The sequence below is a fragment of the Arthrobacter sp. SLBN-112 genome, from assembly GCF_006715225.1.
Taxonomy (GTDB): Bacteria; Actinomycetota; Actinomycetes; order Actinomycetales; family Micrococcaceae; genus Arthrobacter.
Genome location: NZ_VFMU01000001.1, coordinates 2,545,330 through 2,559,681 on the forward strand (window position 1 = coordinate 2,545,330; position 14,352 = coordinate 2,559,681).

Sequence of the window (14,352 nt, forward strand, 5' to 3'; positions counted from 1 at the left end):
TCATGGGGGATCTAGCAATCGATTTCTGTGGCGAATGGTACGAGCCATCGGATGAGGACATCTTCAATATCGGCCGTGAAGGCGACCTGGAGGTGGACGACAACCCGTACCTGCACCGGCAGTTCCTGCAGGTGGCCCGCTACGACGGCATCTGGTGGCTCAACAACGTTGGCAGCATGCTGTCCGCCACCATAGCGGACGCCTCGGGCGGCATGCAGGCGTGGCTGTCACCCGGCGCCCGGATTCCGCTGGTCTTCAGCCACACCAATGTCATCTTCACGGCCGGGCCCACCACGTACGAGTTCGCCGTCCACCTGAAGACGCCGTCCTTCCGGCAGGAAACCCGGGAAGGCGCGTCCAGCGGTGACACCACCATCGGCCCCGTGGTCTTCACGAACGCCCAGAAGGCACTGATCGTAGCGCTTGCCGAGCCCGTGCTCCGGCGCGAAGGCACGGGCTTCAGCACCATCCCGTCCTCCGCGGCGGCCGCCAAGACCCTGGGCTGGGCACTGACCCGGTTCAACCGCAAGCTGGACAACGTCTGCGACAAACTGGACCGCGTGGGCGTGGTGGGACTGCGCGGCGGCGGCGGCAAGCTCGCCACCAACCGCCGGGCGCGCCTGGTGGAGCACGCCGTCACCACCCACCTGGTGACGCCCGATGACCTGTACCTCCTGGAGAAGATGAGGGGCGTGGACGAAGGATGAGGATCCGGCTGACACTCCGCCGCGAACCCGCCGACGCCAAGGACCTGGCCGTCACGGTGGACGGCATGGCCACCGTGGCCGACATCGCCACCGTGTTGTGGGCGGCGGACCCCGACCGCAAGGGTACCCCTGCCCCGGACAACCTTTCCCTGCGGATCGACGAAGCCTTCGTGGGTGCCGGCATCAGCGGGAACATCCTGGCCCGGGAGGACAACCTCCTCGAATCCGGCCTGCGCCCCGGCTCGGTGGTATCGCTGGCGCAGGTCAGCGGACAGTTCCACGAACCCGGTGCCGGCAGGGGACCGGCTGCCGCCACCCTGCGCGTGCTGTCCGGGCCCGACGTCGGGCGCGAATTTTCGCTGCCCACCGGCACCAGCTACATCGGTCGGGACCGGGACGTGGACATCCGCCTCACGGACCCGCTCACCTCCAAACGGCACGCCCGGATCACGGTGGGCGACGCCATCGAGATCGTGGACACCAACTCCGCCAACGGCCTCCTGATGGACGGATTGCCCGTCACCCGCGCCACCCTGAACTCCTCCGACACGGTGACCCTGGGCGACACCACCGTCACCGTGGTTCAGCTGGGACACAACCATGCGGCAGCACCGACGTCGCCCCTGGTTGACTTCAACCGCTCCCCGCGGGTGGTGCCCCGCTTCGAGGTCTCCAAGCGGGTCCTGCCTGCCGGGCCCAAGCGCCCCGAGGACCATCCCTTCCCCTACATCATGCTGGTGGCGCCCCTGATGATGGGCGCGGTCATCTTCGCCGTCACGCAGAACGTGCTTTCCATGGTGTTCATGCTCATGATGCCGCTGTTCATCGTGGGCCATTACGTGGACCAGAAGATGCGGACCCGGAAGCAGCAGAAGGAGCAACTCAAGCAGTTCCGCGCCGCCATGGCTGCGTTCCGGCAGGACCTCACCGGGCTGCAGCAGGTGGAACGGGCGGTCCGGCTGCAGGAAGCGCCATCCGTCAGCGACACCGTGGACGCCATCTACAAACTGGGGCCGCTGCTGTGGACGCACCGGCCGGAGCACTCCACATTCCTGGGCCTGCGGTTCGGGCTGGGCACCGCGCCGTCGCGCATCCCGCTGGAAGAGCCGTCCAGCAACGACACGGAAGTCCAGTACAGCCGCGAAATCCAGGACTGCATCAAACAGTTCAGCGAGATCGAAGGTGTCCCTGTTGTTTCCCAGCTCCGCACCTCCGGAGCTTTGGGGATCGCCGGTACCCGCGGCCTGGTGGACGACGTGGCCCGTGCCATGGTGCTGCAGCTGGTGGGACTGCATTCCCCGGCCGAGGTGGTCCTCACCGCCATCACGTCCGCCCGGTCCCGGGAGCGCTGGAACTGGCTGCAGTGGCTGCCGCATGTTGGGTCGGGCCACAGCCCGCTGGGCGGGGACCACCTGGCCGCCGGTTCCGCGGGCGGCTCCTCCCTGCTGGCCCGCCTTGAGGACCTGGTGGAGGCGCGGGAGGCAGCGGCCAGGCGGTCAGGCCCTGACCTGCGCCCCGGCATCGACCCCGTGAAGCATGAGCTCGAAGAGCCGGTCCTGCCGTCCGTCCTGGTCATCGTGGAAGATGACGCCCCCGTGGACCGCGGCCGCCTCACCCGGCTGGCCGAACGCGGCCCTGACTCGGGCGTGCACATCCTGTGGGTGGCCACCGACGTCCAGTCGCTCCCGGCCGCCTGCCGCGATTTCATGGTGGTGGACGGCGACCACGGCGCCACCACCGGCCAGGTCCGGCTGGGCCGCCATACGTACCCGGTCAGCTGCGAGAGCGTGGACGCGGAGCTCGCCGCCCAGCTGGCCCGGATGCTGGCACCCGTGGTGGATGTGGGCAAACCCGTCAACGACGATTCCGACCTGCCGCGCGCGGTGTCCTACGTGACCCTGATCGGCAAGGACTTCCTGGACAACCCACAGGCGGTGGTTGAGCGCTGGATGGAAAACAACTCCCTGCACGCCACCGCTGTAGCCAACCGCAAGGACAACGGCACCCTCCGGGCACTGGTGGGGTCCAAAGGCATTGAGCCGCTGTACCTGGACCTGAAAAACGAAGGGCCGCACGCCCTGGTGGGCGGCACCACCGGCGCCGGCAAGTCCGAGTTCCTTCAGTCCTGGGTGATGGGCATGGCGGCGGCCTACAGCCCGGACCGCGTCAGCTTCCTCTTTGTGGACTACAAGGGCGGAGCCGCATTCGCCGACTGCATCAACCTTCCGCACACCGCGGGCCTGGTCACGGACCTCTCCCCGCACCTGGTGCGCCGCGCCCTCACCTCCCTTCGCGCCGAACTGCACTACCGCGAGCAACTGCTGAACCGGAAGAAGGCCAAAGACCTGCTGGCCCTGCAGCGGGAGGCGGACCCGGAGGCCCCGCCGTACCTGGTGATCATCGTGGACGAGTTCGCCGCTCTGGCCAACGACGTGCCCGAGTTCGTGGACGGCGTGGTGGACGTGGCCGCCCGTGGCCGTTCCCTTGGCCTGCACCTCATCCTGGCCACCCAACGGCCGGCGGGCGTCATCAAGGACAACCTGCGCGCCAACACCAACCTTCGCGTGGCGCTGCGGATGGCCGACGAGGACGACGCCACCGACATCCTGGGTGTTCCGGATGCGGCCTACTTCGACCCCTCCATTCCGGGCCGCGGTGCCGCCAAGACAGGGCCCGGCCGGATCCAGGGGTTCCAAACCGGCTATGCCGGCGGCTGGACCACCGACAAACCGCAGCGTCCCCAGATCGACATCGTGGAAATGGCCTTTGGTTCCGGCCCCAGCTGGGAAGCGCCGGCGCTGGAGAAGCCTGCGGCGCCGGAGCCTGCCGGCCCCAACGACATCGCCAGGATGACCTCCACCATCGTGCACGCCGCCGACACACTGGCCCTCCGGCCGCCGCGGAAGCCATGGCTGGACGAACTGGCCAAGACCTACGACTTCTCCAAACTGCCCAATCCCCGCACCGACGAACAGCTGCTGCTGGGCGTCGCGGACGATCCCGTGCACCAGGACCAGCCCACCGTGTTCTACGAACCGGACCGCGACGGCAACATGGCCATTTACGGAACGGGCGGTTCCGGCAAGTCCGCGGCCCTGCGCGGCATCGCTATTGCAGCGGCCGTCACACCGCGCGGCGGTCCGGTCCACGTCTACGGCATCGACTGCGGCTCTGCGGGGCTGCGGATGCTGGAGGAACTTCCGCACGTGGGGGAGATCATCAACGGCGACGACGTCGAACGGGTGGGGCGGTTGCTGCGGCTCCTCCGGGACGTCGCCGAGCTGCGTTCGGCGCAGTTCGCCGAGGTGCGGGCCTCCACCATCGTGGAGTACCGGAAGTTGGCCAACCGGCCCGATGAGAAGCGGATCTTCGTGCTGGTGGACGGCATGTCCGCCTTCCGCGAGGCGTATGAGCACAGCAAGCTTTCCGGGCTCTGGGACATCTTCCTGCAGCTGGCCACGGACGGCCGCACCCTGGGCATCCACCTGGTGGTGACGGGGGACCGGCCCAACGCCGTTCCCGCCTCGCTCCTCGCCTCCATCCAGCGCCGCCTGGTCCTGCGCCTCTCCTCTGAAGACGACTACATTTCCATGGACGTGCCCCGGGACGTCCTCACGGCCACGTCGCCCCCGGGCCGTGGCTTGCTGGACGGGCTTGAAGTCCAGCTGGCCGTCCTGGGCGGGAACTCGAACCTGGCCCTGCAGGCCCGCGAAGTCCACAAGCTCAGCGAAGCCATGCTGCGGCAGGGCCTGGAAACCGCCCCGGGCATCGAGCGGCTCCCCGAGCAGGTGGACCTGGATGTCCTGCCCGCCGGCAGCCCGGACCTGCCTGTTATCGGCGTGGACGACGAGTCCCTGCAGCCGGCCGAAATCATGGCGCGCGGCCCCCTCCTGCTGGCCGGCCCGCCCGGGGCGGGGCGCACCGTTGCCCTGGTCAGCCTTGCCTACGCGCTGCGCCGCTCCAACCCGGCCACCGAGCTGGTCTACCTCGGGTCCCGCCGGTCCGCCGTCGCGTCCCTTCCCATCTGGAACCGCGCCGTGGTGGGCCCGGACGATCTCGCCGAGGTGGTGGAGGACCTGGTGGAGCATTCCACCGGTAACCCGGGAACCATGGCCTTCTTCATCGAAGGCCTCACAGAGTTCACTGACACCATCGCCGAGTCCGGGATGGCGCAGCTGGTGACCGCGTCCCTCAAGGCAGACCAATGGGTCATCGGCGAGTCCGAGTCCTCCACCTGGTCCTCCGCCTGGCAGCTTGCCCAGCCCTTCAAATCCGGCCGCCGCGGCCTGCTGCTCAATCCGGGGGACATTGAGGGCGACAGCCTGCTCAACACCTCCCTGGGCAGGGTCAGCCCCGACTTCATTCCGGGCCGCGGGTACGTGGTGGGACGGGGCAAAGCCAGGAAAATCCAGGTGGCGCTGCCGCCGGAAAACCGGGATTGAACACGCCGGGACCGGACGGCCGCTCCTGCGGCGGATTTGCGGCCGTCCGGTCGAGTGTAGAAGACTGCTGCGGAACCAGAAGGCCGCGGACGGGGGGATCCGTGGGCGTCGAAAGGTAACCGTGACCCCCTCCACCCCGCTCTTCCGCGCTGTGCCCGCCGCCGCCTCCGCGGCGCTCCTGGCACTCACCATGGGCCTGTCCGCCCCTATGCCGGCGTTGGCTGATTCTCCTGAGCCGTCGCCGGCCACCACTGCGGCACCCGGCCCGGATCCCTCGGCAGACAAGACATCGAACGGACGGCCGGGCAAGCCCGGTGAACCACCGGGACAGGGCGGCACACTTGTCCAGCCGACGGCCCAACCGGCGCCTTCCACCCAAAGGCCCGTCCAGCCTGTCCAGCCCCAGCCACCCAGGACAGGCACTCCTGCCCCGGCCGCGCCGCCCGCCACGGCAGCGGAGGTCCCGGCGGGAGCCGCCACCGAAAACCCCTCAGCCGCTGCCGGCTACCGTCCGCCCACAGGCCCCTCCAGTGGTGTGGACTGGAACAGCCCCGTCACCCGGACTACCGGACCTGCCCGGATGGCTGCCGCTGCCCCTGCCCGTGGCCAGGGTCCCGGCGGCCCCGCGCCCCTGCCCATTGCCCTTGGCACGCTGCTGGTGGGGGTTTCCGCCGGTGCCTTCGCATGGTGGAACCGAAACCGGAACCGGTTCCGCGCGCACTGACAGCCCTTTGGCTGCCGTGTCAGGCGAGTGTCGGAGGCGTAAGGCAAGATAGGTCTGTGAGCACAGGACCAGGACCCGCAGAACAGACCGCCGCCCGGACCGCGGCGCCCCACGAGCCCCAGGCCGTCCCCACCGAAGCCATCCGCGAGGAATACCAAAACCTCGCCGACCTGGTGCGGAAGTACCGGTTTGCGTATTACCAGGAGGATTCACCCCTGGTCTCGGACGCCGAGTTCGACGCCCTTTTCCGCCGCCTCGAGGAGATCGAGGCGCTGCACCCGGAACTGGTGGCCAACGACTCGCCAACGCAGGAAGTGGGCGGCGAGGTCTCCGCCGCGTTCGCGCCCGTGGAACACCTGCAGCGGATGTACAGCCTGGAAGACGTCTTCTCGCTGGAGGAGCTCGAGGCCTGGCTCAACCGGGCCGAGGCCAGCATCGAAAAGATTGGGGACGGCAGCTCCAAGGCAGCCTGGCTGACCGAACTCAAGATCGACGGCCTGGCCGTCAACCTCCTGTACCGCGACGGCAAGCTGGTGCGGGCTGCCACCCGCGGCGACGGCACCACCGGCGAGGACATCACCCACAACCTGCTCACCATCAAGGAAATACCGCAGGACCTGCGCGGCAGCGGTTTCCCCGCCGAGATGGAGGTGCGCGGGGAGGTCTTCATCCCGTCCAAGGCGTTCGCTGAGTTCAATGAGGCCCTGATCGAGGCCGGAAAGGCACCGCTGGCTAACCCCAGGAATGCCGCCGCCGGCTCCCTGCGGCAGAAGGATCCCGCGGAGACGGCCAAGCGGCCCCTGAAGATGTTCGTCCATGGCATCGGCGCCCGCGAAGGCCTTGCGGCCGGCAGCCAGTCGGAAACGTACGGGCTCCTCAAGGAATGGGGCCTGCCGGTCAGCCCCTACTTCGAGGTGCTCGAGGCCCGGGAGGACGTCCTGGGCTTCATCAAACGGTACGGGGACCAGCGGCACAAGCTGCTCCACGAAATCGACGGCATCGTGATCAAGGTGGACAGCTTCGCCATCCAGCGCGCGCTGGGCAACACCACCCGCGTTCCCCGCTGGGCCGTGGCCTACAAGTACCCGCCGGAGGAAGTCCACACCAAGCTCCTCGACATCCAGGTCAACGTTGGCCGCACCGGACGCGTCACCCCCTTCGGCGTCATGGAACCGGTCAAGGTTGCCGGCTCAACGGTGGAGATGGCCACCCTGCACAACCAGGACGTGGTCAAGGCCAAGGGCGTCAAGATCGGCGACATCGTGATCCTGCGGAAAGCGGGGGACGTCATTCCCGAGATCGTGGGTCCCGTCCTGTCCCTCCGGGACCAGCAGGACCCGCCGGTGCGGGACTTCGTCATGCCCACCGAATGCCCCTCCTGCGGGACACCGCTGGCACCGGCCAAGGAGGGGGACGTGGATGTCCGCTGCCCCAATTCCAGGTCCTGCCCGTCCCAGCTTCGCGAGCGGGTCTTCCACGTTGCAGGCCGGGGCGCCTTCGATATCGAGGCCCTGGGCTGGGAAGCGGCCATTGCGCTGACCCAGCCGGCCGAACCCGAAGTCCCCCCGCTGGCCTCCGAAGCCGGGCTGTTCGACCTCACCCCCCAGGACCTGGCCGGCGTCAGGATCCGGCGGGAGAAGAAGACCAAGGGCGTTCCCACCGGCGAGTACGAGCTGGTTCCCTACTTCTTCAGCAAGGGCACGGCCAAGTCGCCCTCCAAGCCCACCGCCACCACGCAGAAACTGTTCACGGAACTCGAAAAAGCCAAGACCCAGCCGCTGTGGCGGGTGCTGGTTGCCCTGTCCATCCGGCACGTGGGCCCGCGCGCATCACGGGCCCTGGCGCAGGCGTTCGGCTCCATGGACCGCATCCGGGCAGCGTCCGAGGAGGAACTGGCCCACGTGGACGGGGTGGGCCCCACCATCGCTGCGGCACTGAAGGAATGGTTCGCCGAGGACTGGCACCTTGATATCATCGACCGCTGGGCGGCCGCCGGGGTGCGCATGGAGGACGAACGTGACGAGTCCATGCCGCGCACGCTCGAAGGGCTGACCGTGGTGGTCACCGGTTCCCTGCCCAACTTCAGCCGCGACGAGGCCAAGGAGGCCATCCTGCTCCGCGGCGGCAAGGCCGCTGGCTCCGTCTCGAAAAACACCAGCTACGTGGTGGCCGGTGAAAGCGCCGGCAGCAAACTGGATAAAGCCGAGCAGTTGGGGATTCCGGTGCTGGATGAGGACGGGTTCCGGCAATTGCTCGACGGCGGCCCGGCAGCCCTGGAGGATGCGGCCGCCTTCGGGGATTCGGCGTCGCCCGGGACGGACGCAGACGATAACGAAGAGGCGGCTGTACCGGCCGCGGTGGAGGAGAACGCATGACGTCCGCTTCGGAACTGCTGGAGGTCGCCAAACAGGCAGCCGCTGCCGGTGCCAGGGTCCTTTCCGGCCGGGACGGCAACGCGCTGGACGCCAGCAACAAGGGGGCGGCCGGGGACTGGGTCACCACCTTTGACCTTGCCGCCGAAAACGCGGTGCGGGACGTCATCGCCGCTGCCCGCCCGGGAGACAGCATCACCGGGGAGGAACAGGGCAGCACCCGACCCGCCAATCCCAGCGGCTACCGCTGGTCCATCGACCCGCTGGACGGCACCACCAACTTCATCCGCAATATCGTCTACTACGCCACCTCCGTGGCAGTTGCCGATGCCGACGGCGCCTGGCTGGCCGGCGTCGTCAATGCTCCTGCGCTGGGCCGCATCTACTACGCTGCCCGCGGCCAGGGTGCCTGGCTGGAGGAGCGCGGCACGGTCACCAGGCTCGAGGGCCCCGTCCCCGGCCGGACCGGGCAGATCCTGGCCACCGGGTTCAGCTACGAGCCCGGGATCCGTTCCCAGCAGGCTGCAGCCTTCGCCACCCTGATGGATGGGTTCGCAGACGTCCGCCGGCTTGGTTCCGCGGCCCTGGACCTGTGCATGGTGGCGGACGGAACCCATGACGCCTACGGCGAGCGGGGCCTGAACGAGCATGACTTCTCCGCCGGGGCACTCATCGCGGAGGAAGCCGGGTGCTGGGTGCGCAGGCCGCGCCTGACCAGCCCCCTCGATGGCGGCCCCACCGATGACGAACGCCTGGACGCCTGGACATGCGCCGCCAGCCTGGAGCTGTCCGGCAAGTTTCCGCTATAAGGACCTGTTTCCCGGTGCCCGGGTTCCCCATGGGCCCCAGCGGAGCATCAGGCCATGCCCGTACTGATAGTTCGATCACGGAAAGCACGTTTCCGCCGGAACCGGGACCGCCCCGCCACTACCATTGATGGGTGCAGCAGCCGTTAACCATCCGTCCCGCAGTCGAAGCCGATTTCCCCGCCGTGGCCCGCATCACCGGCGACTCGTACCTGTCGGCAGGCTACTTCGACGACCCCGCCCACCCCTACATGGTCAAGATCATGGACGTTGCTGCACGCGCCCGGGAGGCCACTATCTGGGTGGCTGAACGGGAAGGGACCGTCATCGGCTCCGTCACCCTGGCACTGTCGGGTGAACCTTACGCGGACATCGCGCTGCAGGACGAGCTGGAATTCCGCATGCTGGTGGTGGACCCTGCCGTCCAGCGCAGCGGCGCCGGCAAGGCAATGGTGGAAGCCATCCTGGGCCACGCCAAGACCCTCCCCGGCATCCGAGGAGTGTCCCTCACCACCGGCAAAGCCTGGGAAAGCGCCAACGGCCTGTACCGCAAGACCGGCTTCGAGCGCGTGCCCGAACGGGACTGGTTCGTCCCCGAAACCGACATAAAACTGCTGGTTTACCGGCGCGACCTGTAGCAGCCCTACAGTGGTGGCGACCCATTCCAGCTTTGAAAGGCCACCCATGCGCAAAACCTTCGGCAGCGGATCCGTCTGGGAACAAACCCTCGGATATTCCCGTGCCGTCCAGGTGGACAACACCCTCTACATCTCTGCCACCGCGGCAAGCGGGGATGACGGAACGTCGGGGACGACTTCTACACCCAGACCCAGTACATCCTGCAGAAACTCGGCAAGGTGCTGGCCGACGCCGGCTTCGCCTACGGGGACGTGGTGCAGTCCAAGCTGTACCTGACGGACGTCAGCAAATGGGAAGAAGCCGGCCGGGCCCACGGCGAGGTGTTCGGGGAGATCCGCCCCACCCTCTCCCTGGTCCACGTGCTGCCGTTCCTGGACCCGAAGATGCTGGTCGAGATCGAACTGGTCGCCCAAAGGAGCGCCTGACGCGATACAGACATCCTCCGCGTGCTCGCTCGTTCCTCGCTTAGACGCACGCTTCCGGATGCCTGCATCGCGCATATCTCCCTTGCATCACCGCGCCGGCAGGCCGTACCTGTGTTCCGGCCTGCCGGTGGTTCCGTAGCGGAGCTGGATATCCACCGCGCCGTCGTCGGCCAGGGAGGACAGGTACCGCTGGGCGGTGGCCCGGGAGACGCCCACCCGGGAGGCCACTTCGGCGGCGGAGTACTGCTCACCGGGAACCAGGGATTCCAGCACCGCCGCTTCGGTTGCCGAGCGGGGTTTCGACGACGGCGTGACGTCGCCCGGAATCAGTGAACGCTTGGCACGTTCCACCGCTTCCTGGTCCAGTGCCCCGGGCTGGCCCAGGAGGCGCCGGTACCGGGCATAAGAGCGCAGCTGCTGGGACAGTGACTCCGCCGTGAAGGGCTTGAGCAGGTACCCCAGGGCGCCGCGGCGGAAGGCCACCCGGAGGGATGCGGCATCGGAGGCGGCGCTGAGGATGATGGTGTCCACATCCAGCTGCTGCAGCAGGTCCAGGCCGGAAGCGTCCGGCAGGTAGACATCCAGCAGCACCAGGTCGGGCCGCAGGCTGTGGATGGCCTGCAGCGCCAAAGACGCCGTACCCACCGGTGCCAGGGCCAGGAACCCGGCCACCGAGTCAACATAGGCTGCATGGAGCTTGGCCACGTGGAAGTCATCGTCCACGATCAGGACCCGAAAATCATCAGCCATTCTCATCCTTTCCGGCTGCCCCCGGGGTGGCGGCGGCAGATGTTCCCGCCGTCGTATGCGGCAGGGTGGCCATGAACACGGCACCCGGCCCGCCCCTGGTCCCGCGCTCCAGTACCTTCACATCGCCGCCGCGGCGCCGTGCCAGCTGGCGCGCCAGGGCCAGTCCGAAGCCCTGCCCGCCGCCTGCGCGGACGGGACCGGAAGCGGTAGTGAAACCTTCGGCAAACACGCCTTCCGCGTCCGTGCCTTCTGCCAGCCCGTCGCCGGAGTCCGCCACCACGATATGCAGCGTGCCGCCGTCGTCTGCCGGCTCATCCAGAACTTCAAGCTCAACCCAGCGGTCCGTCGATGACCCCGCCACGGCGGCGTTGACGGCGTTGTCGATCAAGTTGCCCAGCACCGTGGTGACATCCTGGGCCTCCGTGACCTGCCCCCGGACAAGGGTCTCCGGGCCGATGCGGAGGGCGACGCCGCGCTCGTCCGCCTCCACGCCCTTGGCGCCCACGAAGGCCTGAAGGTACGGGTCCTGCAGCAGTTCGGCCTGGTCCACCGGGAACTTCAGCGGACCCGTGGCGGCCAGCCCGGCGAGGTAGTCGCGCGCCTCCTGGTGCTGGCCGATGCCCAGGAAGCCGGCCAGGGTGTGCAGCTGGTTGGCGAACTCGTGCCGCTGGGCCCGCAGCGCCGTGGACATGGTGCCGACGGCGTCCAGCTGGCGGGTCAGCTGCTGCAGCTCGGTGCGGTCCCGCAGCATGATGACCCAGCCCAGGTCCTCGCGCCGGTGCAGCGCCTTGCGGGCGTTCGCCACCAGGACGCGGCCGCCGGCCACCAGCTCCAGTGCATCCACGGGGGAGCCTGCCGTACCGGGGACATCGGTGCCGGAGCCCGGGCGGGTCAACGCTTTCAGCTGCTCCGGAACCGGCGCTTCCTCCCACCGTGTTCCGGCCAGGTCGGGCAACTCCAGCAGGCGCTGGGCGGCGGCGTTGAAGACGCTCACCCGGCCGTCGGCACTGACGCCGATGACGCCGTCGTCCACCCCCTGCAGCACCGCCACCTGGTCGTGGACCAGCGTGCTGATCTCTTCCGGCTCCAGGCCCAGGGTGAGCCGCTGCAGGCGGCGGCGCAGCAGGAAGGACCCCACGATCCCGGCCAGCAGGGCGCCCGCTGCCGTCAACGCCACCGGTCCGATGTCGCGGGCCACGCTTTGGGCCACGGTCTCCATGGAGTAGCCCACGCTTACCTCGCCCACCACAGTGTCGGTACCTGGGGCATATACGGGCACCTTGGCGCCGGCGGAGGGACCCAGGGTGCCGGTGTTCCGGGTGGTGATTTCCTGCCCGGACAGGGCCTCGGAGGGATCGGTGCTCACCTTCTCACCCAGCCGCTGCGGATCCGGATGGGCCAGCCGGATGCCGGTTTCGTCGGTGATGACCACGAAGAGGGCGCCGGTCCGGGTCCGCGCGGCCTCGGCTGAAGACTGGATCGGCCCGGCCAGAAGCTCGGCGGGCGGGGGAGTGCCGGGCTGTTCGCTGATGGCCAGGACGTTGGCCCTGACCTCAGGATCGGAGGCAACGGTCCGGGCCAGCGTCAGCGCCTGGTTTTCGGCTTCGGTGCCCACCCGGTCGTACGTCAGCCAGGCATGGACGGCGGCGCTGAGCAGCACCACCAGCAGCACCACCGCCAGCTGCAGCAGCAGGGTCTGGGTGGAAAACCGCAGCGGCGGCCGGGGCGCGGAACGCTGCATTCATCCTCCTTGACGGTGTTGGCGGTGCTGTTGAAGTGCGCGGCTTCAGCGCGAAAGCGCTGTGAGCACAATGAGCAAAATGCTTCCAATAAGCAGTATGCCAATCAATTGAGCCAAAGGCACTGCCGTGACGGACGCCACCCTACAGTCTGTAGCACGCATCACAACGCTGTGGTGCCGTTCACAAGAAGGAGCCGGCTGTGCTGGTAATACTTGGATTCGCCATGATCGCGGTATTCATGGTGCTGATCATGACGAAGAAGTTGACGCCAGTGCTGGCGTTGATCATTGTCCCTACTGTTTTTGGCCTTTTCGCCGGCGCCGGCCTCGGCATCGGCGACATGGTCATGGACTCGATGAAGTCCATGACATCCACCGCGGCGCTGCTGATGTTCGCCATCATCTACTTCGGCCTGATGATCGACGTCGGGCTCTTTGACCCGCTGGTGAAGTTCATCCTCCGCAAGCTGGGCAACGACCCCGCCAAGGTTGTCCTGGGCACCGCAATCCTGGCGGCCGCCGTGTCGCTGGATGGCGATGGATCCACCACGTTCATCCTCACCACCGCCGCCATGCTGCCGGTCTACCTGCGCCTCAAGATGAGCCCGGTAGTCCTCACCTGCGTGGCCGGCCTGGCCAACGGCACCATGAACATCCTGCCGTGGGGCGGCCCCACCGCCCGCGCCGCCACCGCCCTGAAGATCGACGTCAACGACGTCTTCGTCCCCATGATCCCGTCCCTGGTGGCCGGCCTGGTTGTCGTCTTCGCCTTCGCCTGGCTGCTGGGCCTGCAGGAGCGCAACCGCCTCCGTGCCACCGCACCCGAGATCTGGAGCGTCCTGGACACTGCAGAGCAGTTCGATGGAACGTCCGACGGCGGCACCTCTGCAGCTGCCTCCGGCTCCGGCCGTGGGCGCAAGGGCGGCAACCCCGGCGGCGCAGTCCCCGCCGGTGGATCCGTGGCTGTCCTGGAGCGCACCGAAACCCTGGTGGATGATCACGACTCAGCCATGGCGGACACCGCGCTGGACCCCAACCGCAGCACCCTGCGCCCCAAGCTGTTCTGGTTCAACCTGGCCCTGACCGTCGCCGTCATGGTGGTCCTCGTGGCCAACATCATCCCGCTGCCGTTCGTGTTCATGGTGGGCGCCGCCATCGCCCTGCTGGTCAACTTCCCCAAGGTCAAGGACCAGGGCGCCCAGCTGATCGCACACGCTCCGTCCATCGTTGCCGTGGTCAGCATGGTCATGGCCGCCGCCGTCCTCACCGGTGTCCTGAAGGGCACGGGCATGGTGGAAGCAATGTCCGCATGGCTGGTCCAGATCATCCCGTCCTCGATGGGCCCGTTCATGGCCGTCATTACCGGCATCCTGAGCATCCCCATGACGTTCTTCATGAGCAATGACGCGTTCTACTTCGGTGTCCTGCCGGTACTGAGCGAGACCGCCGCGCACTACGGGGTTGGCGCTGCCGACATGGCCCGTGCCTCCATCACCGGCCAGCCGTTCCACCTGCAGAGCCCGCTGGTTCCTGCCATCCTGCTGCTGGTTTCGCTGGCCAAGGTGGACCTCGGCGACCACCACAAGAAGGTCCTGTGGCGCACCGCGGTCATCTCCCTGGTAATGCTTGGCGTCGGACTGCTGACTGGAGCCATTGGAATCGGTTAGTCTTTAGCTGCCCGCGCTCCTGTCCCTGAGGCAGGACCGGGTCTGGAAGGTGCCCGTCTGACGCCCGCTGGGGGCCGTC

The 14,352-nt window shown here is 68.0% G+C and carries 9 protein-coding genes and 1 pseudogene; 8 read left to right on the forward strand and 2 right to left on the reverse strand.

All coding sequences use genetic code 11. The features are described from left to right. Positions 1–2: 2 nt before the first annotated feature. The 7 genes and pseudogenes from FBY33_RS11770 (at position 3) to FBY33_RS11800 (ending at position 10,115) form a co-directional block, all read left to right on the forward strand. Positions 3–707, forward strand: coding sequence for a hypothetical protein (locus FBY33_RS11770; protein ID WP_142030729.1), 705 nt, complete (start codon positions 3–5; stop codon positions 705–707). Continuing rightward, positions 704–5,149 carry an FtsK/SpoIIIE domain-containing protein gene (locus FBY33_RS11775; RefSeq protein WP_142030730.1) on the forward strand — a complete coding sequence of 1,482 codons (4,446 nt, stop codon included), beginning with the start codon at positions 704–706 and terminating at the stop codon, positions 5,147–5,149. Before FBY33_RS11770 ends, FBY33_RS11775 begins: the two co-directional genes overlap by 4 nt. Before the next feature lie 121 nt (positions 5,150–5,270). Then, positions 5,271–5,873, forward strand: coding sequence for a hypothetical protein (locus tag FBY33_RS11780; protein ID WP_142030731.1), 603 nt, complete (start codon positions 5,271–5,273; stop codon positions 5,871–5,873). A gap of 56 nt (positions 5,874–5,929) precedes the next feature. Further along, the gene (gene ligA / locus FBY33_RS11785; RefSeq protein WP_142030732.1) at positions 5,930–8,248 is read left to right on the forward strand and encodes an NAD-dependent DNA ligase LigA; all 2,319 of its coding nucleotides are present in this window, start codon (positions 5,930–5,932) and stop codon (positions 8,246–8,248) included. Beyond that, a complete protein-coding gene (locus FBY33_RS11790) occupies positions 8,245–9,054 on the forward strand; it encodes an inositol monophosphatase family protein (protein WP_142030733.1) in 810 nt (269 codons plus the stop codon). Before ligA ends, FBY33_RS11790 begins: the two co-directional genes overlap by 4 nt. A 131-nt stretch (positions 9,055–9,185) precedes the next feature. Continuing rightward, positions 9,186–9,689: a GNAT family N-acetyltransferase gene (locus FBY33_RS11795; protein ID WP_142030734.1), complete on the forward strand. Its 504-nt coding sequence runs from the start codon at positions 9,186–9,188 to the stop codon at positions 9,687–9,689. A gap of 46 nt (positions 9,690–9,735) precedes the next feature. Continuing rightward, positions 9,736–10,115: pseudogene (locus FBY33_RS11800) on the forward strand (RidA family protein). Between the two features lie 87 nt (positions 10,116–10,202). Here the strand turns inward: FBY33_RS11800 and FBY33_RS11805 are convergent. Both FBY33_RS11805 and FBY33_RS11810 read right to left on the reverse strand, forming a co-directional pair. Then, positions 10,203–10,865, reverse strand: a complete 663-nt coding sequence (locus tag FBY33_RS11805; RefSeq protein ID WP_142030735.1) for a response regulator — start codon at positions 10,863–10,865, stop codon at positions 10,203–10,205. Continuing rightward, the gene (locus tag FBY33_RS11810) at positions 10,858–12,606 is read right to left on the reverse strand and encodes a sensor histidine kinase (protein ID WP_142030736.1); all 1,749 of its coding nucleotides are present in this window, start codon (positions 12,604–12,606) and stop codon (positions 10,858–10,860) included. Before FBY33_RS11810 ends, FBY33_RS11805 begins: the two co-directional genes overlap by 8 nt. Before the next feature lie 200 nt (positions 12,607–12,806). On the opposite strand from FBY33_RS11810, the gene FBY33_RS11815 reads away from it, so the two are divergent. Beyond that, positions 12,807–14,273, forward strand: coding sequence for a CitMHS family transporter (locus FBY33_RS11815; RefSeq protein WP_142030737.1), 1,467 nt, complete (start codon positions 12,807–12,809; stop codon positions 14,271–14,273). Positions 14,274–14,352 lie beyond the last annotated feature (79 nt).

Coding starts and splice junctions, on each gene's coding strand:
- FBY33_RS11770 (WP_142030729.1), top strand. CDS start 3: ATGGGGGATCTAGCAATCGATTTCTGTGGCGAATGGTACGAGCCATCG.
- FBY33_RS11775 (WP_142030730.1), top strand. CDS start 704: ATGAGGATCCGGCTGACACTCCGCCGCGAACCCGCCGACGCCAAGGAC.
- FBY33_RS11790 (WP_142030733.1), top strand. CDS start 8,245: ATGACGTCCGCTTCGGAACTGCTGGAGGTCGCCAAACAGGCAGCCGCT.
- FBY33_RS11805 (WP_142030735.1), bottom strand. CDS start 10,865: ATGGCTGATGATTTTCGGGTCCTGATCGTGGACGATGACTTCCACGTG.
- FBY33_RS11810 (WP_142030736.1), bottom strand. CDS start 12,606: ATGCAGCGTTCCGCGCCCCGGCCGCCGCTGCGGTTTTCCACCCAGACC.